24 protein-coding genes are annotated in these 26,501 nt (G+C 67.8%); 7 read left to right on the top strand and 17 right to left on the bottom strand.

Annotated elements, in window-relative coordinates; all coding sequences use genetic code 11:
- Positions 1–665 precede the first annotated feature (665 nt).
- Genes ACIA76_RS34725 through ACIA76_RS34710 form a run of 4 tightly spaced genes read right to left on the bottom strand, consistent with a single transcriptional unit; the run spans position 666 to position 5,916 of the window.
- Positions 666–2,108, bottom strand: coding sequence for a GntP family permease (locus tag ACIA76_RS34725; RefSeq protein WP_397158146.1), 1,443 nt, complete (start codon positions 2,106–2,108; stop codon positions 666–668).
- A gap of 30 nt (positions 2,109–2,138) precedes the next feature.
- Entirely contained in the window at positions 2,139–2,759 is a 621-nt protein-coding gene (locus ACIA76_RS34720; RefSeq protein WP_397158144.1) for a bifunctional 4-hydroxy-2-oxoglutarate aldolase/2-dehydro-3-deoxy-phosphogluconate aldolase, read from the bottom strand.
- Positions 2,756–4,366 (bottom strand): amidohydrolase family protein, encoded by a 1,611-nt coding sequence (locus ACIA76_RS34715; protein ID WP_397158142.1) that lies wholly within the window; start codon positions 4,364–4,366, stop codon positions 2,756–2,758. Before ACIA76_RS34715 ends, ACIA76_RS34720 begins: the two co-directional genes overlap by 4 nt.
- 14 nt (positions 4,367–4,380) lie before the next feature.
- Positions 4,381–5,916 (bottom strand): amino acid deaminase, encoded by a 1,536-nt coding sequence (locus ACIA76_RS34710; RefSeq protein WP_397158140.1) that lies wholly within the window; start codon positions 5,914–5,916, stop codon positions 4,381–4,383.
- Between the two features lie 132 nt (positions 5,917–6,048).
- On the opposite strand from ACIA76_RS34710, the gene ACIA76_RS34705 reads away from it, so the two are divergent.
- The 3 genes from ACIA76_RS34705 to ACIA76_RS34695 all read left to right on the top strand — a co-directional run bounded on the left by ACIA76_RS34705 (position 6,049) and on the right by ACIA76_RS34695 (position 8,427).
- Positions 6,049–7,086: a sugar kinase gene (locus ACIA76_RS34705; RefSeq protein ID WP_397158139.1), complete on the top strand. Its 1,038-nt coding sequence runs from the start codon at positions 6,049–6,051 to the stop codon at positions 7,084–7,086.
- A gap of 170 nt (positions 7,087–7,256) precedes the next feature.
- On the top strand, positions 7,257–8,030 hold the full coding sequence (locus tag ACIA76_RS34700; protein ID WP_397158137.1) for an IclR family transcriptional regulator: 774 nt from the start codon (positions 7,257–7,259) through the stop codon (positions 8,028–8,030).
- Entirely contained in the window at positions 8,023–8,427 is a 405-nt protein-coding gene (locus ACIA76_RS34695) for a RidA family protein (protein WP_397158135.1), read from the top strand. Before ACIA76_RS34700 ends, ACIA76_RS34695 begins: the two co-directional genes overlap by 8 nt.
- Before the next feature lies 1 nt (position 8,428).
- Here ACIA76_RS34695 and ACIA76_RS34690 read toward each other — a convergent pair whose 3' ends face one another.
- Genes ACIA76_RS34690 through ACIA76_RS34665 form a run of 6 tightly spaced genes read right to left on the bottom strand, consistent with a single transcriptional unit; the run spans position 8,429 to position 13,033 of the window.
- Positions 8,429–9,454 carry a hypothetical protein gene (locus ACIA76_RS34690; protein WP_397158133.1) on the bottom strand — a complete coding sequence of 342 codons (1,026 nt, stop codon included), beginning with the start codon at positions 9,452–9,454 and terminating at the stop codon, positions 8,429–8,431.
- 31 nt (positions 9,455–9,485) lie between these two features.
- A complete protein-coding gene (locus tag ACIA76_RS34685) occupies positions 9,486–9,977 on the bottom strand; it encodes a hypothetical protein (protein ID WP_397158131.1) in 492 nt (163 codons plus the stop codon).
- A gap of 9 nt (positions 9,978–9,986) precedes the next feature.
- Positions 9,987–10,751, bottom strand: a complete 765-nt coding sequence (locus ACIA76_RS34680) for an alpha/beta hydrolase (protein WP_397158129.1) — start codon at positions 10,749–10,751, stop codon at positions 9,987–9,989.
- Positions 10,752–10,760: 9 nt separating this feature from the next.
- Positions 10,761–11,324, bottom strand: a complete 564-nt coding sequence (locus tag ACIA76_RS34675) for a phospholipase D-like domain-containing protein (RefSeq protein ID WP_397158127.1) — start codon at positions 11,322–11,324, stop codon at positions 10,761–10,763.
- Positions 11,325–11,353: 29 nt separating this feature from the next.
- Complete coding sequence (locus ACIA76_RS34670; protein WP_397158125.1) at positions 11,354–12,070, bottom strand: L,D-transpeptidase family protein; 717 nt, start codon at positions 12,068–12,070, stop codon at positions 11,354–11,356.
- Between the two features lie 18 nt (positions 12,071–12,088).
- Complete coding sequence (locus tag ACIA76_RS34665; protein WP_397158123.1) at positions 12,089–13,033, bottom strand: NAD(P)/FAD-dependent oxidoreductase; 945 nt, start codon at positions 13,031–13,033, stop codon at positions 12,089–12,091.
- Positions 13,034–13,106: 73 nt separating this feature from the next.
- On the opposite strand from ACIA76_RS34665, the gene ACIA76_RS34660 reads away from it, so the two are divergent.
- Positions 13,107–13,631, top strand: coding sequence for a MarR family winged helix-turn-helix transcriptional regulator (locus tag ACIA76_RS34660; protein WP_397158121.1), 525 nt, complete (start codon positions 13,107–13,109; stop codon positions 13,629–13,631).
- A 28-nt stretch (positions 13,632–13,659) separates the two neighbouring features.
- Entirely contained in the window at positions 13,660–14,151 is a 492-nt protein-coding gene (locus tag ACIA76_RS34655) for a hypothetical protein (RefSeq protein WP_397158119.1), read from the top strand.
- A gap of 21 nt (positions 14,152–14,172) precedes the next feature.
- Here ACIA76_RS34655 and ACIA76_RS34650 read toward each other — a convergent pair whose 3' ends face one another.
- Complete coding sequence (locus ACIA76_RS34650; protein WP_397158117.1) at positions 14,173–14,337, bottom strand: hypothetical protein; 165 nt, start codon at positions 14,335–14,337, stop codon at positions 14,173–14,175.
- Between the two features lie 157 nt (positions 14,338–14,494).
- On the opposite strand from ACIA76_RS34650, the gene ACIA76_RS34645 reads away from it, so the two are divergent.
- Positions 14,495–15,025 (top strand): GNAT family N-acetyltransferase, encoded by a 531-nt coding sequence (locus ACIA76_RS34645; RefSeq protein WP_397158115.1) that lies wholly within the window; start codon positions 14,495–14,497, stop codon positions 15,023–15,025.
- Positions 15,026–15,034: 9 nt separating this feature from the next.
- Here the strand turns inward: ACIA76_RS34645 and ACIA76_RS34640 are convergent, their stop codons facing one another.
- From ACIA76_RS34640 to ACIA76_RS34630, 3 genes are all read right to left on the bottom strand, one after another.
- Positions 15,035–15,343, bottom strand: a complete 309-nt coding sequence (locus tag ACIA76_RS34640; RefSeq protein WP_397158113.1) for a hypothetical protein — start codon at positions 15,341–15,343, stop codon at positions 15,035–15,037.
- Between the two features lie 33 nt (positions 15,344–15,376).
- The gene (locus ACIA76_RS34635) at positions 15,377–17,935 is read right to left on the bottom strand and encodes a hypothetical protein (RefSeq protein WP_397158111.1); all 2,559 of its coding nucleotides are present in this window, start codon (positions 17,933–17,935) and stop codon (positions 15,377–15,379) included.
- Positions 17,936–18,170: 235 nt separating this feature from the next.
- Positions 18,171–19,175 carry a Gfo/Idh/MocA family protein gene (locus tag ACIA76_RS34630; protein WP_397158109.1) on the bottom strand — a complete coding sequence of 335 codons (1,005 nt, stop codon included), beginning with the start codon at positions 19,173–19,175 and terminating at the stop codon, positions 18,171–18,173.
- 387 nt (positions 19,176–19,562) lie between these two features.
- On the opposite strand from ACIA76_RS34630, the gene ACIA76_RS34625 reads away from it, so the two are divergent.
- A complete protein-coding gene (locus ACIA76_RS34625; RefSeq protein WP_397158107.1) occupies positions 19,563–21,254 on the top strand; it encodes a hypothetical protein in 1,692 nt (563 codons plus the stop codon).
- Positions 21,255–21,394: 140 nt separating this feature from the next.
- On the opposite strand, the gene ACIA76_RS34620 is transcribed toward ACIA76_RS34625, so the two are convergent.
- The 3 genes from ACIA76_RS34620 to pheT form a co-directional block, all read right to left on the bottom strand.
- On the bottom strand, positions 21,395–23,254 hold the full coding sequence (locus ACIA76_RS34620) for a Xaa-Pro dipeptidyl-peptidase (RefSeq protein ID WP_397158105.1): 1,860 nt from the start codon (positions 23,252–23,254) through the stop codon (positions 21,395–21,397).
- A 411-nt stretch (positions 23,255–23,665) separates the two neighbouring features.
- Positions 23,666–23,944, bottom strand: coding sequence for a hypothetical protein (locus ACIA76_RS34615; protein WP_397158103.1), 279 nt, complete (start codon positions 23,942–23,944; stop codon positions 23,666–23,668).
- 53 nt (positions 23,945–23,997) lie between these two features.
- Positions 23,998–26,499, bottom strand: a complete 2,502-nt coding sequence (pheT, locus tag ACIA76_RS34610) for a phenylalanine--tRNA ligase subunit beta (RefSeq protein ID WP_397158101.1) — start codon at positions 26,497–26,499, stop codon at positions 23,998–24,000.
- Positions 26,500–26,501 lie beyond the last annotated feature (2 nt).

Here is a 26,501-nt window from a genome sequence, read left to right as displayed (position 1 = left end):
TCGCGCAGGAGACCGGCTTCAAACGGTGTGCATTACGGTGGAAAGCTCCGATATACTGGAGAGTTTCCATACCAGTCGGCATTGTCGAATAGCATAAATACGCTTCCGTCCAGAATTAATTATGATATGATATAGCCTTGTGGCCTGTCTCGAGTTTTGATGATCTAGCAATATGGCCGGTCTACCTCGGCGAATGACGTATCCGAGGGATTCGACGAAACACATTGCCCCGCAACACAACTCTCGATGAACCCAGATAAGCGGGAAATCCATCCCCGTCGGCACCGAGGGTGCGGGTTAAAGAGGAGTTTGAGTTCCAGCCGACGGACCGTGTCTACAGCACGCCGCCGACAAGATCATCGAGATCTACACGTGATCTACATCACACTAGTGTGACTATGGCGTAGCTCACTTCCCGTGATCTAGTATTTCCGAACGAATCTATAGCAGTTCGACACACTGGTCACATAGGGGGTGAAATGCAATCCCTGTATATAACGCTGGCGGATGCCGGACTCGGCACCGGCTCGTCCACGTTCATGTTTCTGTTGAAGATCTTGGAGTCGCTGTCGCAGTCCGCATAGCCGGGCATCGTCGATGACCAACGCTCCCCGAGCACGTATCTACGAGCTCGGGGAGCGTTGATTCGGGGCGGGGCCGGGTGCTCAGGTCAGGATCGCGAACAGCACCGCCGCGACCGCGAAGCTGACCACCGACAGGATGGTCTCCAGGACCGACCAGGTCTGCAGGGTCTGTTTGACGGTGAGGTTGAAGAACTTCGAGATCATCCAGAAGCCGCCGTCGTTGACATGGCTGAGGATGATCGACCCCGCGGCGATGGCCATGGCGATCAGGGCCAGCGCGAGCTGGGAGTAGTCGTGGCCGGGCAGCAGCGGGGCGACGATGCCGCCGGTGGTGACGATGGCGACCGTGGCCGAGCCCTGGGCGATGCGCAGCCCGCAGCTGATCAGATAGGCCAGGACGATGACGGGCAGGCCCGCCTCGGACATGGTGTGCGCCAGGGCGTTTCCGACGCCGGTGGCCGAGATGACCTTGCCGAAGAACGCGCCCGCGCCGATCACCAGCAGTAGCATGCCCACGGGGCGCAGCGATTCGGCGGTGATGGTGCTCAGCTCCTGCACCGTCGATCCGCGGCGCAGGCCCAGCACGTAGAACGCCACCAGCACGGCGATGAGCAGCGCCACGGCGGGTGTGCCGAGGAACGTCAGCACCTGCAGCAGCCGGGAACTCTTGTCCAGCAACTGACTTCCGAAGGTGGCGCCGAGGATCAGCACCAGCGGGATGGCGATGATGAGGCCGATCAGCGAGGCCGAGGGCGGCGACTTCTCCAGCGTCGCAACCGATTCCGCGGGCGCGCCGGAACCGTCGGCGAGGGCCGCGGGTTCGGGGCGGACCAGGAACTCCGCGGGCACCTCGACCTGGATCCGCTTACCGATGAAGCTGCCCCACACGATGCCCGCGACCACGAATCCCGGTAGCCCGCAGACCAATCCCATCAGGATCAGCCAGCCCAGGCTCACCCCCAGCAGCCCGCCCAGCGATACCGGACCCGGATGCGGCGGCAGGAACGCATGCGTCATGGACAGCCCGGCCACCATCGGCAGGGCGTAGAGCACCAGCGAGCGACCGCCGCGCTGGGCGGCCACGTAGATCAGCGGCGCGAGTACGAAGATGCCGATATCGAAGAACACCGGAATGCCGAAGATCAGGCCCACCAGTCCCATCGCGACCGGAGCGCCCTTGGGCCCGAACAGGTTCAGCAGGCGTTCGGTGAGAACGTCCGCACCGCCGGATCGTTCGAGGATGGCGCCGAGCACGGTGCCCAGGCCGATGATCACCGCGATATGCCCGAGAATCCCGCCGAACCCCGTTTCCAGCAGGGAGTCACCGGATTTCAGCGCGGTACCCACGATCGTGGAGACCGGAAGTCCGGCCGCCAGCGCCAGGGCCAGCCCGGTCAGCAGCAGCGCCACGAAGGGCTCGAGCTTGAACCGGATGATGGCCGCGAGCAATACGGCGATGGCCAGGCCGCACAACACCAGTAGTCCCGGTGTGCTGGTGCGCAGCCAGTCGACGGCGGACTCCATTGTCTACCTCAATTCACTTCATGGAACGAATCACTGCATGGATCGAACGAAAGATGCCGCGCGCGAGGCGATATCGGCCCATCGGCCCTCGGCGACATCCGTGGGCGCCACGACGTCGGTGCCGGCGGTGACCGCCACTGCGCCATGGGCGAGAAACTCCGCGGCATTGCCCGCGTTGACGCCGCCGGACGGGATGAACGCCGTATCCGGGAACGGGCCACGCAGATCCTTCAGATAGCCGGGCCCCAGCGCCCGGGCGGGGAAGATCTTCACCGCGGCCGCACCGAGATCGAGCGCGGCGAGCACCTCGCTCGGGGTGAAAGCGCCCATGACGACCGGAATGTCGTGCCTGGCCGCCTCCCGCGCGACCTCGGCTCGGATGCCCGGGGTGACCAGGAAGCGCGCGCCGCTGCCGATGGCGGCCGCGGCCTGCTCGCCGGTCAGCACAGTCCCGACGCCGAGGACCGCCCGCTCCGATTCGCTCGCCCGGCGCAGCGCGTCGAGGACGTCGGGTGTGGTGAATGTCAGTTCGACACAGCGGATTCCGGATTCGGCGAGCGCATCGGCCAGCGCCCGCGGATCCGGGATGCGTGGCGCGCGCACCACGGTCAGCACGCGGTCGGCACGAATCACGTCCAGGGCGGTGGTCACCGGGTTTCCTTCCGTAGGGGGTCCAAGCGCAGTGCGCCTCCGGCCAGGCGGCCGGTGGGTGTGCCGTTCTCGATCGCGAATTCGCCGTTGACCAGCACGTGCACGATGCCGCGCGCTTGGCGTTTCGGATTCTCGAAGGTCGCGGTGTCGATGACACCGGCGGGATCGAAGACCACCAGATCGGCGACATAACCGGGCAGGACCAGCCCGCGCCCGCGCAGCCGCAGACGCCGCGCGGGCCGGCCGGTGAGGTGATGTACGCACTCCTCGAGTCCGAGCACACCGAGTTCGCGCACGTAATGACCGAGGTAGCGCGGGAAGGTGCCCCATGCCCGCGGATGCGGCCGCTCCCCGACCAGCAGCCCATCGCTGCCGCCCATATGCCGGGAGTGGCGCATGATGGCGCGCACATTCTCCTCGTGGCCGACGTGCTGCAGGATCGTGGTGCCCAGTTCGTCGCGCCGCAGCAGGTCGAAGAACACCTCGACCGGGGGCAGGCCCTCGTCGAGGGCGATATCGGCGACGGTATGGCCCACGTGGCGGTCGAGTTCGCGGTGGGCGACGCCGCTGATCTGAATGGTGTTCCAGTCCACGGTCACGCCGTGGCAGCCGTCGGAGCCTTTCACGGTGACGTCCAACGCGATTCGCGCGCGCGAGCCCGGATCGTCGAGGCGGGCCAGCGCGGCATCGGGCCCGCCCGACATCGCCCAACTCGGCAGCAGCGCCGACAGCGTCGTCGAACCGGGCAGATACGGATAGGTGTCCAGGCTGATATCGCAGCCGTCGGCGAGTGCGGTATCGATCAGCGCGAGCAGTTCCGGTGCGCGACCGCGGTTCGGATCGAAGTTCATGGTGGCGTGGGTGAGATGGACCGGGCAGCCGGTGCGCCGGGCCAGCTCGATCATCTCGGCATACGCCTCGAGCGCGCCCGCGCCGTAGGAGCGGTGATGCGGCGCGTAGAAGCCGCCCGCCTCGGCGACCACCTCGCACAGTGCCGCCAATTCGGCTGTGTCGGCGTACATTCCGGGCGGATAGGTCAGTCCGCTGGACATGCCGACCGCACCCTCGGCCAGGCCCTGCGCCAGCAGCTCACGCATGCGGTCGATCTCGGCCGTCGTCGCCGGGCGCTGGTCGGCGCCGATGACCAGCAGGCGCAGCGTGCCCTGGGGCACCAGATACGCGGCATTGGGGGTGATACCCGCGTCGAGCCGGTCGAGGTAGTCGCCGACCGTGCGCCAGGAGAAGTCCAGATCGGCGGGATTGCCGTTCCACCCGGCGATCTGGCGGCGCAGCACGGCCAGGGTGGCCTCGTCCACGGGTGCGTAGGACAGCCCGTCCTGCCCGATCACCTCGGTGGTGACGCCCTGACTGATCTTCGGGAAATGCCCGGGATCGGTGAGCAGATGCAGATCCGAATGCGCGTGCATATCGATGAAACCCGGTGCCAGCACCAGATTGTCGCCCTCGAACACCCGCTCGGCCCCCGCGATCGCACCCGGCGCCGCGATCTCGGTGATGCGCCCGTCGGTCACCACGACATCGCCGCGATAGCGTGGGTCACCGGTGCCGTCGACGATGTCGATGCCCCGAAACAGCATGTTGCTCATGATATTCCGTCGAATCAGAAGAAGGTGTGGACAAGATCGACGACCCGGGGCCGCTCGGCATCGGCATCGTCGATCACGGGAACCAGCCGCCACTTGTCCATGGCCGTACAGGGATGCGACAGTCCCAACCGGACGATATCCCCCACGGCGATCCCCGTCCGGGCGCCCTGAGGGCGCCCGGACGGGGAACCGGGGGAGGCGGAACCGCTGGAGGGGGAAGCGGAACCGCCGGGCTGGGAAACGGATTCGCCGGAGGCAGAAAAGGAATCGTCGGGCTGGAAAGCGGATTCGCTGGAAGCAGAAACGGAACCGCCGGGCTGGGAAACGGATCCGCCGGGGACAGAAGCGGATCCGCTGAACTCGAGGGAGGCGGATTCGCCGGACGGGGACGCCGGGAGCCGGAGGAAGGTGTGCTGGTCGGCCAGCGCTGACACCTGCGCGCCAGGCGGCACCTCACCTCCGGCTCCCGAAAGGCGTTGCGGTACCGGCAGTCCCTCATCGAACGGCAGGTCCCGCTTGCCCGCGTCGAGCAGGGCCAGGGCGGGTTCGGGGTGGGACAGGACGCGGGCCCAGGCGTGCATGGCCGAGCGGAGGCCGGGCAGGGGCGTGATGCCCGAGTAGAAGCCGTCGTCGTGGATGATGTAGGCCCCCGACCGCAGCACGACGGTGGTCGGAATGCCGTGTGCCCCTTGTTCGTCCGCGAGGGGTGCGAGATGCTCCACCACCAGGTCGGGGTAGGCGCTGCCGCCCGCGGAGACGATGGCGCGGCGCTCGTAGGCGCCGATCAGCAACCGATGTAACCGCGTCAGCTCGTTCAGGTAATCATGCACTGCGGCAAGGGATTCGGTGGCGCGGTCGTGGGCGAACACGCCCTCGTAACCGCCGGCACCGGCCAGCTCCAGCCGCCCGGATCCGCGCACCGCCTCGGCCACCGCGAGGGCCGCGTCGACACCGCGGGCGCCCGTACGCCCGTGCGGCCCACCCAGTTCCACCAGCACCGGCAGCCGCACCCCGTCGGGCGCATCGGCCAGGTGCCGCTCCATCGCCGCCACGGTCTCGACGCTGTCGACCCAGCTGATCAGTTCGAAGTCCGGATCCAGCGCCGATTCGCCCGCGGCCCAGCGCAATCCGGCCGGATCGACGAACGCGTTGGCCAGCACGATCCGATTCACCCCGAACGACCGCGCCACCTGCGCCTGCCAGCCGGTGGCCACCGTGATCGCCCAGGCGCCGGCCGCCAGCTGTTCGGCCCACAGCTGCGGGGCCATCGTGGTCTTACCGTGCGGGGCCAGCCGCACGCCCGCCGCGGCGACCCAATCGGCCAGCACGGCAAGGTTCCCATCCAGCGCGCCGCGGTCGAGGGTGAGCACCGGGGTCTGCAGATCGTCCAGATGTGGTGCGGTAGCGAGGAATTCGCGCACCGTGAGTCCCCAGGCGGCCGGGGGCAGCGCCTTGTGTTCGGGCCCGATGATCCGATCACCGAGCGCCGCCACCGCGGCCGTATCGATGCGACCCGCCCGCTCGACGTTCTCGCCACTGTCGATGGTCACGGAACTCCTCTCCGATACTGCCGCCATGTCTTTCGGCTATTGCACATTCTGCAACACCTGTTGCATACAGTGTTTGCTGTGGTTATTCTGCACAGGACGACCGATACCCGCAAGCATTCCAAGGAGATTCGTGTGACCCGCCCTACGCCGACCCGGCCGCGCGCGGTAACCGTCGGCGAGGGACTGGCCGTTCTGGTCGCCCGCCCGGGCCCGCTGGAGGACTCCCCCGCCTTCGAGCGCACCGCGGGCGGCGCGGAGGCGAATGTGGCGACCGTGCTCACCCAGCTCGGCATCGACACCACCTGGATCTCGCGGGTCGGTGACGACGGCTTCGGCCGCTATCTGGTGCGCCACCTGACCGAGCGCGGCGTCGACACGGGCGCGGTCTACGTCGATCCGACCCGCCCGACCGGGCTGTATGTCAAGGAGCGCGGCGGCGGTTCCGGCGGCCCCACCGATCTGGCGGCCGGGGCCAGCCGGATGCTGTACTACCGCGCCGGATCCGCCGCCAGCGCGCTGTCCCCGGCCGATCTCATCGCCGCCGCGGGCCCGCTCGATCAGTGCCGGTTGATCCACTTCACCGGCATCACCACCGCGCTGTCGCCCTCGGCCACCGAACTCACCGAGGCGCTGCTGGGCCTGCCCCGCCACGACCGGCTGATCGGCTTCGACCTGAATTACCGTCCGGCACTGTGGATTCGGCGTCCCGAATCCGCGGCCGACATCCTGGCCGCGCACCTGCGCCGCGCCGATGTGGCCTTCGTCGGCGCCGACGAGGCCGAGGAGGTCTTCGGCACCGGCGATCCGGCCCGGCTGCGGGAGATGTTTCCCGAGCCCCGGCATCTGGTGGTCAAGAACAACGGCCATTCGGTCACCGGCTTCCGCGGCGACACCTGGGTGGAGGTCCCGGCGCTGCGGCTCGAGGTCACCGAGGCGATCGGCGCGGGTGACGCGTTCGCGGGCGGCTACCTCGCCGCCCTGCTGCACGACCGCCCGCACGAACAACTGCTGCGCTTCGGCCATCTGTGCGCGGCCGCCGCCCTCACCGGCACCGGCGACGTCGCCGAACTGCCCCCGCTCGACCGGCTCGAATCCCATGCTGCGGCAACGCCTTCGGCCTGGGCACGGATACACTACGGCGCGGTCGCCACGCGGGATGTGGCGTCGTGAAGGGAATTCCATGAGTGAGCGCAGCGAGCGAATCATCGAGCACAGCGTGCCCTGGCTCATGCCGGAGCCGAGCGCCAGCGAGGCGGAGGCATGAGTGAGCGCAGCGAGCGAATCATCAAGCACAGCGTGCCCTGGCTCATGCCGGAGCCGAGCGCCAGCGAGGCGGAGGCATGAGTCAGAGCCTGCAGCGCGCCTTGATCATCCTCACCGAACTCGGTGAGGACGCAAGGACATTGGATCAACTGGCGACCCAGCTGGGAGTGCACAAGTCGACGGTGCTGCGCCTGCTGCAGACCATGGAGGCGCAGCGGTTCGTCACCCACGGCAGCGATCACCGATACACCCTGGGGGCACGGCTGTTCGAGCTGGCCAATCGCTCACTGGAGCGCCGCGACGTGCGCACGGTCGCCCGGCCGCATCTCGAGGCGCTCAACGTCGCCACCGGCCAGACCGTCCATCTGGCCACCTACGAATCCGGCGAGGCGATCTACATCGATAAGCTCGACGCCATCCAGAGCGTGCGGATGTATTCGCGCGTCGGGCGGCCCGCGCCGCTGCATTGCACGGCCGTGGGCAAGGTGCTCGTCGCGGCGCAGCCGCGCGGGCAGTGGCGCACCATCGCCGAGAAGATCGACTACCACCCGTTCACCGAGCGCACCATCCGCGGCCCGGAACGGTATGTGGCGGAGCTGGAAGCCGTTGTGGCCCAAGGCTTCGCCGAAGATCACGAGGAGCACGAGAGCTTCGTCAACTGCATCGGCGTGCCGGTGCGCAACGGCACCGGCACGGTGATCGCCGCGCTGTCGGTCTCGGTGCCCGATCTGCTCCTCGACCACGAGCAGGTCCTGGGCCTGCTGCCGCGCCTGCGCGCGACCGCCGACACCGTCTCCACCGCACTGGGCTGGAGCCCGAACCCCGATCCCCGAAAGGCCGTCCATGACTGAGAAGATCGCCGTCCGCACCACCGCCGCCCCCGCGCCCGCGCATACCTTCTCCCAGGGTGTGCGCAAGGGGCCGTTCGTGCAGGTCTCCGGTCAGGGGCCGGTCGACCCTGTCACCAGCGAATACCTCTACCCCGGCGATGTGGCCGCCCAGACCACCCGCACCCTCGAGAACGTCAAGGCCATCGTGGAGGCGTCCGGCGCGAGTTTCGAGGATGTGGTGATGCTGCGGGTGTACCTCACCAAGCGCGAGGACTTCCCGATCATGAACGAGGCCTACGGCAAGTTCGTCGAGGCCCACACCGCCGGCGGCGTCCTGCCCAGCCGCACAACGGTTTTCACCGGCCTGCCCCGCGAGGAGATGCTGGTGGAGATCGACGCCTTCGCGATCGCGGACTGAGCTACTCGGCCGCGGCGAGGATGCCCAGCACCTGATCCGAGAGGTAGAACGGCTCCAGTCGCTCGCGAATCAGCTTGGCCAGCACACCGTTTCGCTTGGCGGCCTCGACGACGGCGGGGCCGTAGCGCAGGATCTCCTCGGCGAGGTCGTCGGCGGTCACATTCAGTTCCGGCAGCAGTCCGGCCAGGGTGTGATCGCCGTACTTGCCGAAGAACACCTCCACGGCCTCGTCGAGCAGCAGGCCGACGTATTCCTTGTTGCGCGTGGTCTTCACGATCTCGTGCACCAGCAGCACCAGCTCGCGCAGATCGGTCTTGCTCAGATAGTCGCGCAGGCCGCTGACCGGCTCACCGGAATGCAGATCCCAGAACTCCATGGCCGCACCGTGTACCGGCGCCCCGCGCAGCGTCTCGCGGATGGCGTTGGTGACCCGCTTGAGCGCGTACAGCGTGCCCTTGGCGGCGAGATCGCCGACGCGGCTGCCCTCGGCGGCCTTACGCGCGGACTTCACCGCCGTCTGCCCCAGCGACATCAGCGAATTCACCCCGGGCACCTTGCCGGCGAGCTTCTTGTTGGCCTCGAGGATGTCATCGATCAACATATCGGTGAACTTGGCGGCGACCGGACCGGCGGTGGGCGCCTCGCTCAGCCGATCGAGCAGTCGCTCCTGGGTGCCGTACATGCCGAGGATCTTCTCGAGCAGTGCCTCCACCGGCTCTCGGTCCACCACGTCGCCGAGGGTGTAATCGGCGTTGGCGGCGATATGTTCGTAGAGGGAGTCCGACAGCACGCCGATCAGATCCTCCAGCAGCGGGCTCGCCCCGCCGCGGTCGACCACCTTGCGGACGGTCTGCTTGGCCTGGTCGAGCCGCACCACATCGCGGAAGACGATGGTGTCGGCCACGCCGATCACCGCCTCCGCATCGCGGGCCACCACCTCGGCGAAGCGCTCACCGGACACCTCCGCGAGGAGGAAGTCCACCTGGGCATCGAGCAGTCGCTCGGCGATCTCCCGCGGCTCGGTCATCGAGTTCCCTCAGTTCTGTCCGGACCGCCGGCTAGCCGGAATCGTTGCGCCGCATCGAATTCCGAATCTCGTCCAGGCGGTCGCGCGCGGCCTTCTCCCGCGCCTGCCACTGTTCGTCGGCACTGCGGCCCGCCGGTGTCTGGCGATCGAGTTCGCCCATTCCCTGTGCGGTGCCGAAGCGCTGCTCGACCTTATCGCGAACTGACTCGAAAGTAGGGACTCCGCCGGGTGTATAACCGGTTACCCCGCCGATACCCGTCGACGGTATGGGTACCCCAGAAACGGGGGCTACCTGCCCGAACGCGGCGGGCGTCGAGCCGGGGGCCGCGACGCCGGGCGCACTCGTGGCCGAACTCACATCGGGATCCAGCGTGATATGACCGGCGTGCGCGGACAGCTCGACCGCCACGAGATGTAACTGCTCGAGGCCCGGCCGCGCGGTGGTGGCCGTCACGACCACCGCCAGCAGATCCTCGTCGGTCAGGGCCGCGAGCAGTGCCGACATATCGCTGACATCAGACATGTATCCAGGCTACGCATCGGGCAGGACCGTGCGCGCCCACCGCGCGACGGTCGGGGCCCAGTCCGGGGACAGCACCAGATCGTTGTGGCGCCCGCCCGGATAGATCTCGAGCTGTTTGGGTCCGGGCGCGGCCCGATACAGCTCGTGCCCCATGCGTACCGGCAGCAGTTCATCGTCGTCGCCGTGCATGATCAGCGCCGGAACCTCCACCGTGCGCAGGCGGCTCAGACTGGGAAAGGCATTGGGGACGAAGGGTTTCGGCAGCAACGGATAGACCGCGCGGGCGGCGTCGCGCAGTCCGGTGAAGGTGGACATGAGGATCAGCCCGGCCGGCGGATGGGCGGTGGCCAATTCGATCAGCACCGCTCCCCCAAGCGACTTACCCAGGTACAGAACGCGATTCGGGTCGACGCCGGATCGATCGAGCAGGGCCTGGCGGGCCGCGCGGGCGTCGAGGTACATACCGCGTTCGCCGGGACGGCCCGCGCTGCGGCCGAAGCCACGATAGTCGAAGACCAGCACATCGAATCCGGCCTCCGCGAGCAGCGCGAGTATCGGGCTGCGGTCGCCGATATTGCCCCCGTTGCCGTGCGCGTACAGGATGTGCGCGAAGGGATTTCGCGATCGCACGAACCATCCGTTGATCCGGGTGCCGTCGGCGGCGGTGAAGTACAGATCCTCATAGTCCAGGCCGTACCGCTGCGGGGTCAGCGTGATCTGCCGCTCGGGGAAGAAGGTCAGCGCGTTGAGGATCGGTTCGGCCGGATGTCGCATACCGCCTTCCTACACCGACAGCGGCAGCATCGGTGTGCCGGTCGCGGCGTAGCCCACGGGCGGTTCGGGCATCAGCTGCAGCTTGCGCTCCTCGCGCCAGGCATAGGCGACCAGCGTATTGAACTGGGCCACGAAATGATCCCGCCAGGGCTGCGAGGAGAACTGCATGGCGGTGTTGACCTGCAGCCAGCCGCTGGTGCTGAAGTTGACCGAACCCTCCCAGCATTGCGGCCCCGGGGTGGCGTCGGTGACGAAACCCTTGGTGTGGCAGATGTATTTGGCTCCCGCGGTACTGGTCCCGATGGTCACCTCGATCCCGGCATCGACCAGTCGCTGGATCAGCGGCCGTTCGGTCGCGCCCGCGGACTGGGTGTGATCGAGGTACAGATGCAGCAGCACGCCTTTGCCATGAGCGGTGATCAGCTCATCGATCGCGCCGGGCAGGGTGAATCCGTAGGCGATGATCCAGGTCTCGCCGGGTCCGGCGACCAGATCGAGGAACCGCTGCCGGGCCTCGTCGTGATCAGCGGGCATGAGATAGCACGTGAACGAACCGTCGATGACGAAGCTCATGGCTGCAGGCTACTGCGTGGACGACTCGATCAGGTGTAGCCGATGCTGATTGCCGGTGTGCGCGCGGGATCGAGCCAGCGCAGCAGCGCGACCATCGACGCGCGCGGCACCTCCACACACCCCTCCGACGACTCGCCCGCGTCGACGTGCACGAAGAACGCCGATCCCGCGCCCGGCGCCGGATGATCGGTGTTGTATCCGATCACCACCGCGTAGTCGTAGCTGTCGCCCGCATCGCCCAGGTTCTCCCCCACGCGCTCGTCGAACGGGCAACTTCCCCGCGCACAGTGCTGATAGGTGTTGTAGTCCGCGCTCGCGGAATCGCTGACCCACCAATCGCTCTCGCCCACCTGCCGATACGGCATCCGGCTGCCCGGATTCGGCAACCGCCCGAATGCCGAGGGCAGCCCGAACGTCCCGATCGGCGTGCGGTCGAGTCCCTCATGGGTCGGGCCCACCCCGGCGACGCCCACCCGCACCGGCACCACGCCGAGCACACTGGTCCAGCCGTCACCATGATGGTCCCAGGCCTGCAGCGTGCCGCTGGTGCTCTTGGCCGAGGCCACCGTCACGGTGACGAGTTGCCGCGCACCCTCGGGGGCCGCCGGTGGCGTAGTGGTCGTCGGCGCGACCGAGGTCGGCGGGGCCTCCTCCAATCCGGGAAATCCGCATCCGCTCAGCAATAACGCAATTCCCGCGACGAGGACGATCAGTCGCCGGGCGCGACGCATCGCGACGATCAGCACGCCCGCAGCGTAGTTCAGCTACCGCGCGGCGACGGGCACATTCCCCGATCCCGCGAGGGCGCGTCGCACATCCTGATCGAGCAGGTAGTGGTTCATATCGATCGCGGCCCGCGAACCGGCCGCCGCCGCGCCGATCACCTGGGCCGGCGAATCGGCGACATTGCCCGCGGCCCAGACGCCATCGATGCTGGTCCGGCCCGCGCCGGTGACACTCACCCACCCGTCCTCGCCCACCGCGCAGCCCAGCCCGGTGAGCAGATCGTCGCGGGGGATGAAGCACGGGCCCACGAAGATCGCCGAGCGCGGGATCGTCTCGCCACCGGCGAGTTCGACACCGCGCAGGCGGCCGTCGTCGACGACCAGGCGCGTCACGGCACCGTCGAAGATTCGAGTGCCGCGGGCGGTGATGCGTCGGCGTTCGTCCTCGGACAGGGCGATCCGGTTCGGGAAGAAGATCACATCCGCGGACCATTGCCGGATCAGGGCGGCCTGATGCACGGTGAACGGCCGGTTATCCCCGCCGAGCACGCCGATCGCCGTGTCGCGGACCTCGTATCCGTGGCAGTACGGGCAGTGCAGCACATCGGTGCCCCACTGCTCGGCCACACCCGGGACAGACGGCAGCTCGTCGCGCAGGCCGGTCGCGACCAGCACGGCCCGCGCGGTGAATGCCGCCCCGTCCTCGCAGTGGATTCGGAAGCCGCCATCGTGTTGTTCGACGGAAGTCACTCGCGCACAGAGGATCTCGCCGCCATACGCGCTCACCTCCTCGCGCCCCGCGGCGAGCAGCGCCGCCGGATCCATCCCGTCCCGCGACAGAAAGCCGTGCAGATGCCGCGCCGGAGCATTACGCGGCGCACCGGCATCGAGCACCATCACGCGCCGCCGCGCGCGAGCCAGAACCGTTGCGGCACTGAGCCCCGCCGCACCGCCGCCGATCACGACGGCCTCGTATTCCCTCATCACAACTCCCCACTCGTTTGCCGGTAGGCGAAGCACGCTAGCATTTTGTCAACTAGTTGACAAAGAGGCGGCGATGACCACACTACGAGAACTCACCTGCGACCGCTGGACCGCACACAACCCGGCCCTGGACACCACCCCCATGCAGGTGGTCGCCCAGATCAAACGCATCGCCGCCCTACTCGACCTGGCCGTCGAATCCCTCTACGCCACAGCCGATCTCACCAGCGCCGAGGTAGGCCTGCTGGTCCCCCTCCGCTATGCCGAGGGCACCCTGACCGCCATCCGACTGGCCGAACACCTGAACATGACCCGAGCCGGCGTCAGCAAGACCCTCACCAAACTCGAACGCCGAGGCCTGCTCTCCCGCCACCCCAACCCCGCCGACCGCCGCTCGGCCCTGCTCCGCCTGACCCCCGAGGGCATCCGCCTGATCGATGACGTCTTCCCCCGCGAACTGCACGCGCACGGCGAGCTTTTCACCGGCCTGGGCCGCAACCGAACCCACGTCCTCGACGCCCTCGAACTACTGGCCCGATCGATGGAGAGCGGCCTCGAACCCGGACAGACCACACTCGAATCCCCTTCCACACGGTAAAGTCCGGGCGAGCGGAGAGGAACGACCGATGTACCAGCCCGGCTATCCGGTCCATGGTTATCCGAAGCCGCCGAGGCGGGCCTCAGGTCTGCTGGCGGGATGGTTGGGTCTGGGGTCCGGTGCGGTGCTGGCATATGAGATCGGCCCGTCGTGGCGGCACGCGCGGTCGCTGTGGTTCCCGGACTTCCTGCATGAGCTGTCCTTCGCGCTGTACACGACGGCCGCGATCCTGTTGGTCGTGGGCGGGATTCTGCTGATGCGGCGTGCGTTCGCCGGTCGGGTGATGGTGATCATCGGAGCGATCGCGATGCTGCCCGAGCAGCTCCGCGTCATGCTCGCGATCCGGCACGGATACTCCTACGGATACTCGATGGTGCACTTTCTGCAGCCGGGCCTCATCCATTGCGTGCTCGAACTCCTGGCTCCGGTCATCGCCGCCCTCCTGGCGATGACGCCCGCGACGGGGCGCTGGATCGCGGCGACCCACGCGCCCGCGTACGGCCACGATCGCCTGATATGAGCGCGGCAGGGTGCGTCCGAGCTACGCGGCCACCGCGGGCCCGGGCCCGCCCTGCAGATCCTCGTGCAGCGTGCGGTGGATCGCGCAGCGGTGCACCGGACCCGGGGTGATGAAGGCGGGGTCCAGCCGCTGTGCGAAGGTGAGGTTGTCTCGTCGCCAGCAATCGATGCACACCAGTTTGTCCATGGCCTCCTCCTCGGATCTTCGCGATCGAAGATGCTGTGCGAGTTGAATTCCCGATCTAGTACCCGAATCCAACCCTCGATACCCATCCGCTCACCATGCCGCCGCCGAATTGTTATGGCTGATCGGCGATATCGGAGGGTCGTTCTAGGCTGAGATCATGGTCGACGACGCACCCGGATGGATCCGGACCGAACGGCTGATACTGCGCAAGGTGACCTCCGACGACGTCGCGGCGATGCTGGACGTCCACGGCGATCCGGCGGCCAACGTGTTCCTGCCGGACCGGACCCGATCGCTCGACGAATGCCGCGAACTGCTGCGGATGTGGCTGCGCGACTGGGCCGAGCACGGCCTCGGGTACTGGGCGGTGGATACGGTGTCCACGCCCGAGACCATCGGCTTCGGCGGACTACGGCATGCGGAGAGCGCCGGGGAGCCGGTGCTGAATCTCTACTACCGCTTCCGGCCCAGCGCGTGGGGCCGGGGCTATGCCTCGGAGATGGCCGCGGCCGCGGTGTCCTGGGCGGAGCGAGCGCGGCCAAGCAATCCGGTCGAGATCAAGACGACGACCAACAATGCGCAGTCGCGGCGGCTCGCCGAGAAGCTGGGCTTCGTCGCCGTCCGAACGGTGCCCGAGAATGGCTACACCGATGTGTATCTGCGGCGGGAACGCCCCGCTGCCGACTGACGACGATCGTCACTTCCGGGCGTTGCCGGATTCCATAGCGTCCATCGAATCGGCGGCCGATCGCTGACCGCTGGCGTATTCGCCGAAGGTGGAGGCCATCTGGTCGATACCCACGAGCAGATTGTCGCGGGCCGCGACATAGCCCTTGTCCCCCTTGGCGAACTTGTTGCCGAAGCTGTCGTTTCCCCACGGCGTACCGGCCGCCGCCACCGCGGCACGCAGCGTGCCCAGCGTGCGCTGGATGCTGTCATGGATCCGGTCGCAGTCTCCCGCGGCTTGACGGAGGCGGTTGGTATCCACCTCGACGATATCGGCCATCCCTCGTACTTTCTGTGCGTTGTTTATCGGGTCCTACAGGGAGAAGGGCACATCGACGGAGGCGCCGGACTTGCCCCCGTCCGGATCATCCTTATCGACGGGATCGTCGGGTTGTTCGAGCACCCATGCCGAGGCGTCCGGCGCGTCCGGCGCCTCGAACGGGCCCGGCAGCGGCCCCCATTGCGGTTTCAACTTCGGGCGCGTCTTGCCCTTCATATCCTTGCCCGGGCCGAGGAACGGATCCTCGGGGCGAGCCGACGGATTGAGTTGTGTGCCTGGGGTGTTCGTGCTGCCGCCGGCGTGCGTCGAACCGGTGACGGAGGGCGCGGGGGTGCCACCGACCGAAGGGGCCGGAGTGCCACCGACGGGGGTGCCACTGACCGGGGTCCCACCCACCGAAGGCGCGGGGGTCCCGCCCACGGGTGTCCCACCCACCGGGGTCCCACCTACCGAAGGAGCCGGGGTGCCGCCTACCGAAGGAGCGGGGCTCCCACCCACCGAAGGGGCCGGGGTCCCACCGATGGGAGTCGTAGGACCGCCCGAAGGTCGCCACCCACCGTCGACCGACGATCCCCACGAGGTGGGTGTCGCCGCTCGACCGCCGACGGACGATCCACCGCCGACCGAACCCTCGGATCCGTGCACCGACGGCTGCCCACCGCCACCGGAACCCCCCGGCCCGTGCACCGACGACGGCGTCGAACCCCCGTACATCCCAATCAGATCCGACACCTCCCCATCGCTGTGCACCGACGACCGACCACTACCCGGCGGCACCGCATGCGACCCGTCGGAGGACATCGACACGGGCCGCGAATTCCCCGGCTCACCACCGTGCATCGAGGACGGTGCCGAACCCGAACCGCCGTACATCCCGATCAGATCCGAGACTTGCCCGTCACTGTGCATCGACGACCGGCTCGACGACGTCGAACCCCCATACATCCCAATCAGATCCGACACTTCCCCATCGCTGTGCGCCGACCGACCGCCGCCGGACTGCCCTCCGCCCGACCCCTCGGACGACATCGAGGCAGGCCGCGAATTCTGCGACCCTCCGCCTTCGGACCCGGCCCGGCTACCACCACCCTGCAAGCCGCCCCCCTCGGACCCGGCCCTACTACCGCCGCCACCTTGCGGTCCCGTATTCACGGCCGACGCGGGACGCGAAATCTGAGATCCCCCACCCTCGGACCCAGCTCTACTACCGCCGCCACCTTGCGATTCCGCACTCACGGCCGACGCGGGACGCGAAATCTGAGATCCCCCACCCCCGGACCCAGTCCTACTACCACCCCCACTCACCACCGACCCCGGTCGCGAAACCTGCGACCCACCACCCCCGGTACCAGCCCGGCTACCACCCCCGTGCGAACCATCGCTCGCGATCGAGGCCGGACGCGAATTCAACGACCCCCCACCACCGGAACCACCCCGGCTACCACCACCCGGCAGCGACTGCATCTCGAACGAAGACCCACCCGATCGCGTCGAACCACCACCCACCGACGCCCCGCCGACGGTCCCCGCATCCGACCGCGGCGTCCGCGGCGCGCCCGGCTTATGCATCCAGATCGGGTATCGCACATCGGATTCGGAGATCGGGCTCGACTTCGCGAAGGCGCCGCGCGCACCGCCGACGAGCCCACCGCGCGCCATACCGCCGACCCAGCCGGCCGGTGAACTGAACGACGACCAATCCCCCGTCGCCGCACCGACGGCGAGATTGCCGAATGTCGAACCCACCACCCCCGACGCCGCGCCGATGAACGCGCCGCGCCCGGTGCGGCCCCAGACATTGTTCAGCGACCGACCGGCCCACTTGTCGATGCCGTTGCCCAGATACCGCGCGAACTCACGCGAGGGCAGCGTTCCGGCCGCCGAGGCCAGAATCGACAGACCGAATTCGTTGCCGTCGAAGTGTCTGCGCTTACCATCGGCCATCTGGCCGAGCTGCACGGCCGCGTTCATTCCCGCCGAGGTGACCGCACTTTCGCCGAACTTGATCGCGTAGACGCCCCAGCCCTTCGCGGTCGGCAGCACGAATCGCCCGCCCGCCAACGTCTTCCAGAGATACCGTTTCTCCGCCGAGGCCCCCAGCTTGCGGGCCAGGTTCTGGATCGCCTTCTGCACGATGTCCTCGAACGCCCGCAGAAATGAGCGAGTGGTCGAGACGGCCGCGGCCTCCACAGCAGGCGCGGTGGGCGGAAACAGCCACGCCCAGGCGATCTCGGCCGCCAGCCAGCACAGCGAGATGATGATAGTGATCTTGGTCGCCTGCAGTTGGGTGCCCATATCGAAGCTCGAATCCGATATCTGCTCCAGCAGTTTGGCCAGCGATTCCAGCGATTGATCGCCGGATCGCAGCCCGTCGAACAGCTTGCCCATCGCGTCCGCGGCCTGGCCCTGCGGATACGCCTGTCTGGTGTCCGATTTGGCCGTATCGATCTCCGACAGCAGCGCATTCAGTTCCGCACTGGCGGATTTCCATGCCGACGAGATCGCCCACATGGCGTCCTCATCGCCGTCGGGCCAGCTCGATCCCGCGATCCATCCGAGCCAGCGCAGCCCCTCGGGCAGATACAGACTCATACCCCGAACTCCGGCTCATCGGTGCCAGCAAATCCCCAGTGCCACATGACAATGCCACGATCGCATGAACGAACTTCGCTGCGGAACCACCTCGTTCACTTGGTCGCGATGAGTTCATTCACCGGTCACCGCATGGCCGAATGCTCGTTGGGAACCAACTATTGACCTCGAGACCGCGCGAAGTTATAGAGCGCACGCGAATCGGGCGGAATCGCGGCTAACCACCCGCACATGATCAATCCCGGTGCGGGTCAGCGGTATCGGTGGGATAGACGACACCGATCTGCGCACGGATCTCATCCAATGTCCGCAGCACATCGAGCGTCTCGGCCAACGGCACGACCGGACTCTCGGTCAGCCCCTCGCGCAGGCAGCGATGCACCTCCAGCGCCTCGTGCGCCATACCGCGACCGATCAGCGGGGCCTCGACGAATTCGGCCGCCTCCGCACCGCGATAGATATGGAAACCGCTCGGCGCGAAGAAGTCTCGCCCCAGATCGATACGCCCCTCGGTACCGGAGACGACGGCGGAGCAGGGCCCGTCGACGGCGATGGAACTGGTGAGGACCGCCATCGCGCCGCCTTCGTGACCGAGCGTGACCGCGGCCGTCTCGTCGACCCCCTCCGGCGTCAAAACCGCACGCGCACTGACCGATTCCGGCGCACCCAGCACGAGTCGCGCGATCGTCAGCGGATAGATCCCGACATCGAGCAGACTGCCGCCACCGAGTTCGGGCGCACGCACTCGATGCCCCGGCGCCGCACGGAAGTTGTTACTGAAATCCGCTGTGACCATACGTGGTTCACCGATCACACCCGCCGCGACCACCTCACGCATCCGCAGCACGGCCGGAACGCATCGAGTCCACATCGCCTCCATCAGGAAAACGCCCGCCGCCCGCGCCCGCCGCACCAAATCCTCGCCCTGCACCGCGCCCAACGCCAACGGCTTCTCACACAACACGGCCTTACCCGCCTCGAGGCACAACGCACTCGCCGCGTGATGCGCGGCATGCGGCGTCGCCACATACACCACATCCACCTCCGGATCCCCGGCCAGCCCGCGCCAATCCCCATAGGCCCGCCCGATCCCGTACTCCTGCGCGAACGCCCGTGCCCCCGCCTCGGTCCGCGAGGCCACGGCAACAATCTCGGCATCCGGCAACAACCGCAGATCCCGGGCGAACGCATGCGCGATATTCCCGGTGGCCAACATCCCCCAGCGAATCTTCCGTTCCATCACCCCGCTCAGGGTACGGACTCCCCGCTCACCGACCCGACGAAGGCGAAGCCGCCGATCTCGGCAGTGTCGACCCGTTCGAGCAGCCCGCGATCGAGCACGGTGACAATCGGTTCTACCTGCGAGTCTGCAAGGTCACACAAAGTTACGTTGACGGCATGTCTCGAGTAGTCCAGTCTAAGCCACATGACTTACGGCAAATGTATAGCAAATGTAAGTCCATAGTGGCCGACACCGCCGGATCCGGCGGTGGCTCCTGGTTCTGGACGATCGGCGACCGAACCGTCGCCCACCGCACACCCGAGGAGTTCCGAAGATGTTCGATGCACAGAACGCACCGTTGGGACGCCGTCCATTCGAGACCTCGGCCAGGCTCGGGCCCGCGAAATGAGCCACAAAAAGGGACTTTTCGGTGAACGACTGACCCTGCTGTTCCATGCGGCCGGGACACCCCCGACCAAATCCGTTGTCCGCGCTGCCAATAACCGAACCAATGGCACAGCGATCGTCACCGAGCAGCGAATCAGCAGCTGGCGACGGGCCCACCGGGTTCCCGCGACCTTCGAAGCGGTGCGCCCGGTGCTCGAGGTGCTCATCGTCGAGGCCACCAAACGCAGCGGCGCCACGACCGGTCTCGATCCTTCGCTCCTCGATTTGCAGAGCTGGCGTGCGGATTGGGAGGCGTCTCGACCGGACGCCCCAGTCGCTGTCTGCGACCCGAATCGGGAGCCGTACCGTGGCCTCGCACCGTTCCGCGCCGAGGATGCCGACCTGTTCTTCGGCCGCGACTCGGCACTGAGCAGACTCAACGAGCTGGTCGAGTCCGCCGCATCCGCCGAGGTCTCGCTGGTACTGCTGGTCGGCCGTTCGGGCACGGGCAAGTCATCGCTGCTCAGCGCCGGGCTGCAGGCCCACTCGCGATCTCGGATACCGATCCTGCTCAGCCCCGGCGCCGATCCCCTCGCCGCGCTGCGTGCCATCCCGAGTTCCGGTGAAGGTGATCGGCTGATCCTGGTCGACCAGGGCGAGGAGCTGTTCACCCAGTGCGCGGACGAAACAGCACGCAGTTCGTTCGTCGATGTACTGCTCGCATTGGCGGTAACCGACGTGGTCGTGCTGACCCTCGATATCAACTATGTTTCCGACTTCCTGAACTATGACCGGCTCGCCAGCACGGTGCGCGGGCAGTCGATGCTGCTCGGCGCGATGACCGATGACGAATTGCGCGAAGCGATCACCGCCCCGGCCGGTGCGATCGGCGCGCGGGTGGACCAGAATTTGGTCGATGCCCTGCTGGCCGATGTCCACTCCGCAGCGTCCGCGGATTGCCGTGCCGCACTGCTTCCGTTGCTGTCGCACGTGCTGCGGGAGATCTGGTCGAAGCGCAAGGGTAAAACCCTGACACTGGAATCGTATCGGGCGGCGGGCGGTATCTCGGGCGCCATCGCGGCGACCGCCGAACGGGTGTGGTCCGAGCTCGACGACAACGAATACGACACTGCCAGAAGAGTTCTCGTTGCCCTCACCCTCATCGGACCACGCACCACCACCCGTAACAGAGTTCGCAACGACACCCTCGTCGGCGAGTCCACCGACCCGCGACGCACCGTGGAGATCATCGACAAGTTCGCGGCCGCACGCCTGCTCGTTCAACACGACGGTGAGGTCGAACTGTTGCACGATGCGCTGCTGACGGCCTGGCCCAGGATGACGGCCTGGCTCACCGAGGAAGGTGAATTCGCCCATGCCCGCCAGCGCATCGAGGAAGACGCACGCGCCTGGTCGAGCAGCGATCGCCCCGCGACGCTGCTCTACGAAAAGGGACGTCTGGACAACGCGATCGAACTCGACGCGCGGACGAATTCACTGAACCGCCTCGCACGTGAATTCATCGCCGACTCCGCGCGCGCGGCGGTACGCCGCACGCGGACGCAACGAATCCTGGTCGGCGCCATCGCCGCACTCTCGTTTGCGGTGATCGCATTGATCGTCATGGTCATCGTCCAGCACGCCACCAGCGATGAGCCCTGCACGGAGCGGACCGCCGCCATCGTCCACGCGGCCGAGCTCATGCACTGACGGTCCTCCCGACGCGATGTGCGCACCGCACGATGGGATTCCCAACGTTGCTGCGCGGCAACGCCTTCGGGAGCATCGTTGGTCGGCGGTTGCCGTCGCCCCGTCCCCGGCTGGCTTACCGGGAACGGGGCGGCGGGGCGCTAACCGATCGCGGCGTCGAGGGCCTGCTGGCCGCCCACTATCGGGAAGGAGACCTGAGTGGTGGCGAGGTTGATGGTGAAGCCGGGGCCGGGTTGGGGGCGGAGGGTGAATTCGTTATCGCTGGACAGGACGACTATGCCCAGGCTGTGGTCCTTCGGGAGGATGTAGTCGTGGGGTTGCATGGGGACCTGGATGCGGTATTCCTGGCCTGGGGTGATGGGGGTGGTCTTATCGATCTCGTCGCGGTTCTGGGGGTCGGTCCAGCCGCGGGTGACGATGCGGGAGGTGCCGTCGGGGGCCCGATCCACCAGGAGCGCGGTCACATTCGCGGCCTCGCGTTTGAATGCCGCCTGCAGGGTGACCCCGACCGTGCCGCTGATGCGCAGCGGGGTCTTGGCGGGTTTGGCGTAGTAGGCCAGGCGGTTGGGTGAGCTGGGCGCGGCGACCAGATCGGCCGCGAGCTTGGTCGCATCGTCATCGATGGATTCGACGACCGGGCGATCGGTGCGCGGTTCGACGGGGGCAAGGCCGCCGGTGTCGTTACCGCCGGGTTGCAGCGACGCGGTCGCGGCCTTGGTGCCGGGTGCGGGCCAGTCGGCCTCGTTCACCCAGGACTTGTCCTCGCGCTGGATGGTGGCCTTGGGCTCCTTGTCGATACCGTTGTCCTGCCCGAGCAGATACCGGCTGAACCAGCGGTTCACCGTGCGCAGCCACTCGTCCCTGCGCAAGCTGATCGGATCGACGTGACCGGACTGATGCAACCAGATCTTATGCGGCACACCGGCTTTGGAAATCGCCTGATACCACTGGGCGACCTGGGTGGTCTTGACGTTGAAGTCGTTGAGCCCGTGCACCGACAGCACGGCCGCATGCACCTTGCCGACGTTGTTCAGATAGTTGCGCTCATTCCAGAACCTGCTGTAATCACCGGTGATGCGATCCTCATCCTGCTCGATCTTATCGATGACCGGCTTGCAGACATCGCGATCGGCCCGGGTGTAGACGTAATTGGCGAGCACGTCGAGATCCTCGCCCTGATAGGTCCCGGGTGCGACCACGGCACCGTTGGCCCGGTAGTAGTCGTACCAGCTGCTGATCGCGCCGATCGGCACGATCGCCTCGAGGCCGGGCACCCCGGTGGTGGCGACGGCGATGGGCAGGGTGCCGTTGTAGGACACGCCCATCATGCCGACCTTGCCGCTGGCCCAGCGCGCGAGGACCGGCTTGCCCTGCGCGTCGCGGGCGTAGGCGCGGCCGTTGAGCCAGTCGATCGGCGCTCGCGCGCCGATGGTTTCGTTGCGTGCGCCCGAGGTCGGGCAGCCGGTGGATTGCCCGGTGCCCAGCGATTCGCCGTACATCACGGCGAATCCGCGCGCCAGGAAGTAGCTCTCATAGGCCCAGGTGATCTGCCCGTCGCGCACGGTGATCCCATTCGCCGCGAGCTCGTCGCCGGATCGCCCGCGCACCGGGCCGGGCGGCAGCGCCATGCGGGTCTGCCCACCCTCCGGCGTGTAGAGCTCGACGTCGACGTCGTGATTGGTGACATCGTTACCGCCGGAGAAGTACGGACTCGCCTGATACACCACCGGAAGCCTGCCGCTGGCCCCGGCCGGGCGCACGACCTGCACATGCACCTCGTCGTCCTTGCCGTCGCCGTCGCTGTCGACCGGGGCGCGCACCCAGACGTCTTGGCGCACGGCCTCGGCGGGATCGAATGCCGGTTGCGCCTCGCCGCCGGAGATCACGGGCGCGGCCGGTATCGGTGCGGGCGCCGCAACCGCCGTCGCGCCCGGCAGTAGCAGCGCCGCCGCCGTGGCGAACAGGATGATCCGATGTGATGGTCGCCGTCTGGATGTCATGATGCCCTCCTGATACCCGATCACGACGCTCCCCCATAGAGCCCCCGAAATCCCCACCGGCTCAAGGGAATTGCCTGGAAAACCCAGGGTAGAGGACCGGCCGAGCGGCGATGGGCCGAATCCGATCAACGGGATCGCTCCGCCATATGAACAGTCGGACACCAGGATTGGATCGCGGGCGCGAACTCTGCGCGACCGCAGGGGAATTCGACCGATCAGCTACCGACGGGCGGTCCGGCGCAGGCCTCGGCGCGATCGGCCGCGACCATCGGATCACGCTGCGGTGATCCGGATTCGGCGCACCGCCACCCGGCGCGCGGACCCGATCGCGCGCCGGGCGATCGGGATATCCGAATCCGCCGGGCTATCGGAAGATGGTGGCGTGCCCGTCCCCCGGCGCCGATAGGGGTATCACCGCGACGGGGACGTCCGGTCGCTGAGCCGCCGGATGCGCGGCAGCCCGGCCCCGCGCCGGACACTGCCGACGCTGCGGCGATAGACCTCGGCGGTGATCGTCGCGCCGAGGGAATCGGTCACGACGAAGTACTCGCCACCGATACCCGCTGCGGCGCGGGCGATCTCGTCGATCGACCCGTGGATGTCGCCGGCACCGATCATGCTCAACGTCATCTCGATCGTCCCCACCGAATCGAAGCCCTCCGACGGTGCGGTGCTGAGTTCCTCTGCCATCGAACGCACCGACCCACTGTCGGCCCGACTGCAGCGGAAGTCAATGCCGAGGCTCAGCCGCGCAACACCGCGCCCACGGCACCCGCCGCGGCGGCCACGGCGGAATCCCGTGCCGCACTGGCCTCGTCCTCGGTCAGGGTGCGATCGGCGGCGCGGAAGCGCAGGGCATAGGTGAGCGATTTGCGCCCCTCGCCCGCCTGCGCGCCCTCGTACACGTCGAACAGCGCGATCCCCTCGAGCAGTTCACCCGCGCCCGAGCGCAGTGCCGATTCGACCGAGGCCGCAGGCACGGTCTTGTCGACACTCACCGACACGTCCTGCAGCACGGCCGGGAACGGGGAAACCCCGGGCGAGAGCCGGATTTCGCGCAGCGGCAGCGCGTCGAGATCGAGTTCGAGCGCACAGGTGCGCGGCGGCAGACCGGCGCGCTCCAGCACCGCCGGATGCAGTTCACCGGCATGTCCGACGACCGTGCCGTCCACGACCAGCTCCGCACAGCGGCCGGGATGCCACGGCAGATACGCGGCCGCGCGGCGCTCGATGCGCACCCCGGCCGCCTCGGCGACGTCGTCGACCAATGCGAAGGCGTCGGCCGCCTCGACCGCACGACCCGGACCCCACGGACCGCGCGGATCACGCCGCCCCGACAGCACGGCCGCGATGTGCACGGGCTGCTCGGGCAGCGAATCCAGCAGGGCCGCGATCTGTTCGGCGCTCGGGCGTCGATCGACCGGCAACGCCGCGACGGGGCCCGTCTTCGGCGTCGGCAGGACGACCTGCTCGATCCCGTAGATCGCGAGATCGCGTTCGCCGCGAGAGATGTTGCGAGCGGCCACTTCCAGCAGTGCGGGCAGCAGCGTGGTCGCCAGCTCCGCGCGCTCCACGTCCAGCGGGTTCAGCACCCGCAGAGTGGTACGCCGCGAGTCATCGGCGGCCAGGCCCCAGGTGTCGAACGCCGCGCCCGGCATGAAGATCGGAATCGGCACCTCGACGGTCCCGGCGAAGGCCAGCGCCCGGCTCACCGCCCGGCGGCGACGCTGGGCGGGCGTGAGACCGCGCCCGGCGGGAGCGTTCGGCAGCACCGACGGGATCTTGTCCAATCCCTCGAGCCGCAGCACCTCCTCCACCAGATCGGCGGGGTGGACCAGATCGGGCCGCCAGCTCGGCGGGGTGACGATCAGCTGTGCGTGACCGGCTTCGCTGACGCCCACCTCGACGGTGGCGCCGATCTGAGCCAGCCGACGCGCGGAGGTTCCGGTCGCGTAGCTCACCCCGGCCATACGATCGGCCAGGTCGATATCGATGCGGATCGGCTGCGGCGCGGACGTCGGCACGCGGACGTCGGTCAGCACGGATTCGACTGTGCCCCCGGCGATCTCGGCCAGCAGCGTGGCAGCCCGGTCGAGTGCGGCGAGGTTGAGTTCCGGATCGACGATCCGCTCGTAGCGCTTGGCCGCCTCCGAGGGCAGCTTATGCCGGCGCACGGTACGGGCGATGGCCACCGGATTCCAGGTCGCGGCCTCGAGCAGGATGTCGGTGGACTCGCCACTCACCTCGGTGCTCGCGCCGCCCATCACACCGGCCAGCGACTGCACGCCCGAATCGTCGGCGATCACCACATCCTCGGCATCGAGCGTCCGCTCGGCGTCGTCGAGGGTGCGCAGCGTCTCGCCCTTGTGCGCGCGGCGAACCACCAGGGCGCCATCGAGTTTCGACGCGTCCCAGGCATGCAGCGGCTGCCCCAGCTCGAGCATGACGTAGTTGGTGACATCGACGGCCGGGGAGATCGGGCGCACACCCGACAGCAGCAGTCGCCGCTGCAACCACCACGGGCTGATCGCCTTCGGATCGATACCGGTCACCCGGCGCGCGGCGAACCGCGTGCACAGGGACTCGGGATCCAACCGGATCGACCAGGCCTCGGTCTCGTCGTCGGGCCGCGTGCGCACGGCTGGGTCCGCGTAGTCGAGGTCGTAGGCGCAGGCCAGTTCACGCGCAAGACCACGCACCGAGAAGGCGTAGCCGCGGTCGGCCGTGGGGGCCAGCTCGATGACCGTATCGCCCAGTCCCAGCAGCTCGTTGGCGTCGACGCCCGGCTCGGCGGTACCCGGCTCGAGCACCAGGATGCCCGAGTGATCCTTTCCGATGCCGAGTTCGGCGACCGAGCAGATCATCCCGTTGGAGGTGTGCCCGTAGGTCTTTCGCGACGAGATCGTGAAACCGCCGGGCAGCACACCGCCCGGCAGCACCACGACCACCAGATCGCCGACCGCGAAGTTCGTTGCGCCGCAGACGATCTCCTGCAGTTCGGGCTTACCGATATCGACCTTGCAGAACCGGATCGGCTTCTTGAACTCGGTCAGCTCGGTGATCTCGGCGACCCGCCCGACCACCAGCGGATACTCGATATCGCCGCCGATCCGCTCGAGCGTATCGACCTCCTCGACCTCGAGCCCGACCCGGATGAACGCGGCGTCGAGCTCTTCGGGCGTCACCGACCACGCGGGGGTGGTGCGCTGCAGGATCTCGGCCAGCCAGGACTGCGCTACTCGCACTT

Origin of the sequence: Nocardia sp. NPDC051570 (genome assembly GCF_044454005.1) — a bacterium.
GTDB lineage: Bacteria > Actinomycetota > Actinomycetes > Mycobacteriales > Mycobacteriaceae > Nocardia.
This window is presented reverse-complemented; position numbering and strand designations above follow the sequence as displayed.

Bases quoted from the DNA above. Each gene is read 5' to 3' on its own strand.
- ACIA76_RS34725 (WP_397158146.1), bottom strand. From the start codon at position 2,108: ATGGAGTCCGCCGTCGACTGGCTGCGCACCAGCACACCGGGACTACTG.
- ACIA76_RS34715 (WP_397158142.1), bottom strand. From the start codon at position 4,366: ATGAGCAACATGCTGTTTCGGGGCATCGACATCGTCGACGGCACCGGT.
- ACIA76_RS34700 (WP_397158137.1), top strand. From the start codon at position 7,257: ATGAGTCAGAGCCTGCAGCGCGCCTTGATCATCCTCACCGAACTCGGT.
- ACIA76_RS34695 (WP_397158135.1), top strand. From the start codon at position 8,023: ATGACTGAGAAGATCGCCGTCCGCACCACCGCCGCCCCCGCGCCCGCG.
- ACIA76_RS34690 (WP_397158133.1), bottom strand. From the start codon at position 9,454: ATGACCGAGCCGCGGGAGATCGCCGAGCGACTGCTCGATGCCCAGGTG.
- ACIA76_RS34685 (WP_397158131.1), bottom strand. From the start codon at position 9,977: ATGTCTGATGTCAGCGATATGTCGGCACTGCTCGCGGCCCTGACCGAC.
- ACIA76_RS34680 (WP_397158129.1), bottom strand. From the start codon at position 10,751: ATGCGACATCCGGCCGAACCGATCCTCAACGCGCTGACCTTCTTCCCC.
- ACIA76_RS34675 (WP_397158127.1), bottom strand. From the start codon at position 11,324: ATGAGCTTCGTCATCGACGGTTCGTTCACGTGCTATCTCATGCCCGCT.
- ACIA76_RS34665 (WP_397158123.1), bottom strand. From the start codon at position 13,033: ATGAGGGAATACGAGGCCGTCGTGATCGGCGGCGGTGCGGCGGGGCTC.
- ACIA76_RS34660 (WP_397158121.1), top strand. From the start codon at position 13,107: ATGACCACACTACGAGAACTCACCTGCGACCGCTGGACCGCACACAAC.
- ACIA76_RS34655 (WP_397158119.1), top strand. From the start codon at position 13,660: ATGTACCAGCCCGGCTATCCGGTCCATGGTTATCCGAAGCCGCCGAGG.
- ACIA76_RS34650 (WP_397158117.1), bottom strand. From the start codon at position 14,337: ATGGACAAACTGGTGTGCATCGATTGCTGGCGACGAGACAACCTCACC.
- ACIA76_RS34645 (WP_397158115.1), top strand. From the start codon at position 14,495: ATGGTCGACGACGCACCCGGATGGATCCGGACCGAACGGCTGATACTG.
- ACIA76_RS34640 (WP_397158113.1), bottom strand. From the start codon at position 15,343: ATGGCCGATATCGTCGAGGTGGATACCAACCGCCTCCGTCAAGCCGCG.
- ACIA76_RS34635 (WP_397158111.1), bottom strand. From the start codon at position 17,935: ATGAGTCTGTATCTGCCCGAGGGGCTGCGCTGGCTCGGATGGATCGCG.
- ACIA76_RS34630 (WP_397158109.1), bottom strand. From the start codon at position 19,175: ATGGAACGGAAGATTCGCTGGGGGATGTTGGCCACCGGGAATATCGCG.
- ACIA76_RS34625 (WP_397158107.1), top strand. From the start codon at position 19,563: ATGAGCCACAAAAAGGGACTTTTCGGTGAACGACTGACCCTGCTGTTC.
- ACIA76_RS34620 (WP_397158105.1), bottom strand. From the start codon at position 23,254: ATGACATCCAGACGGCGACCATCACATCGGATCATCCTGTTCGCCACG.
- ACIA76_RS34615 (WP_397158103.1), bottom strand. From the start codon at position 23,944: ATGGCAGAGGAACTCAGCACCGCACCGTCGGAGGGCTTCGATTCGGTG.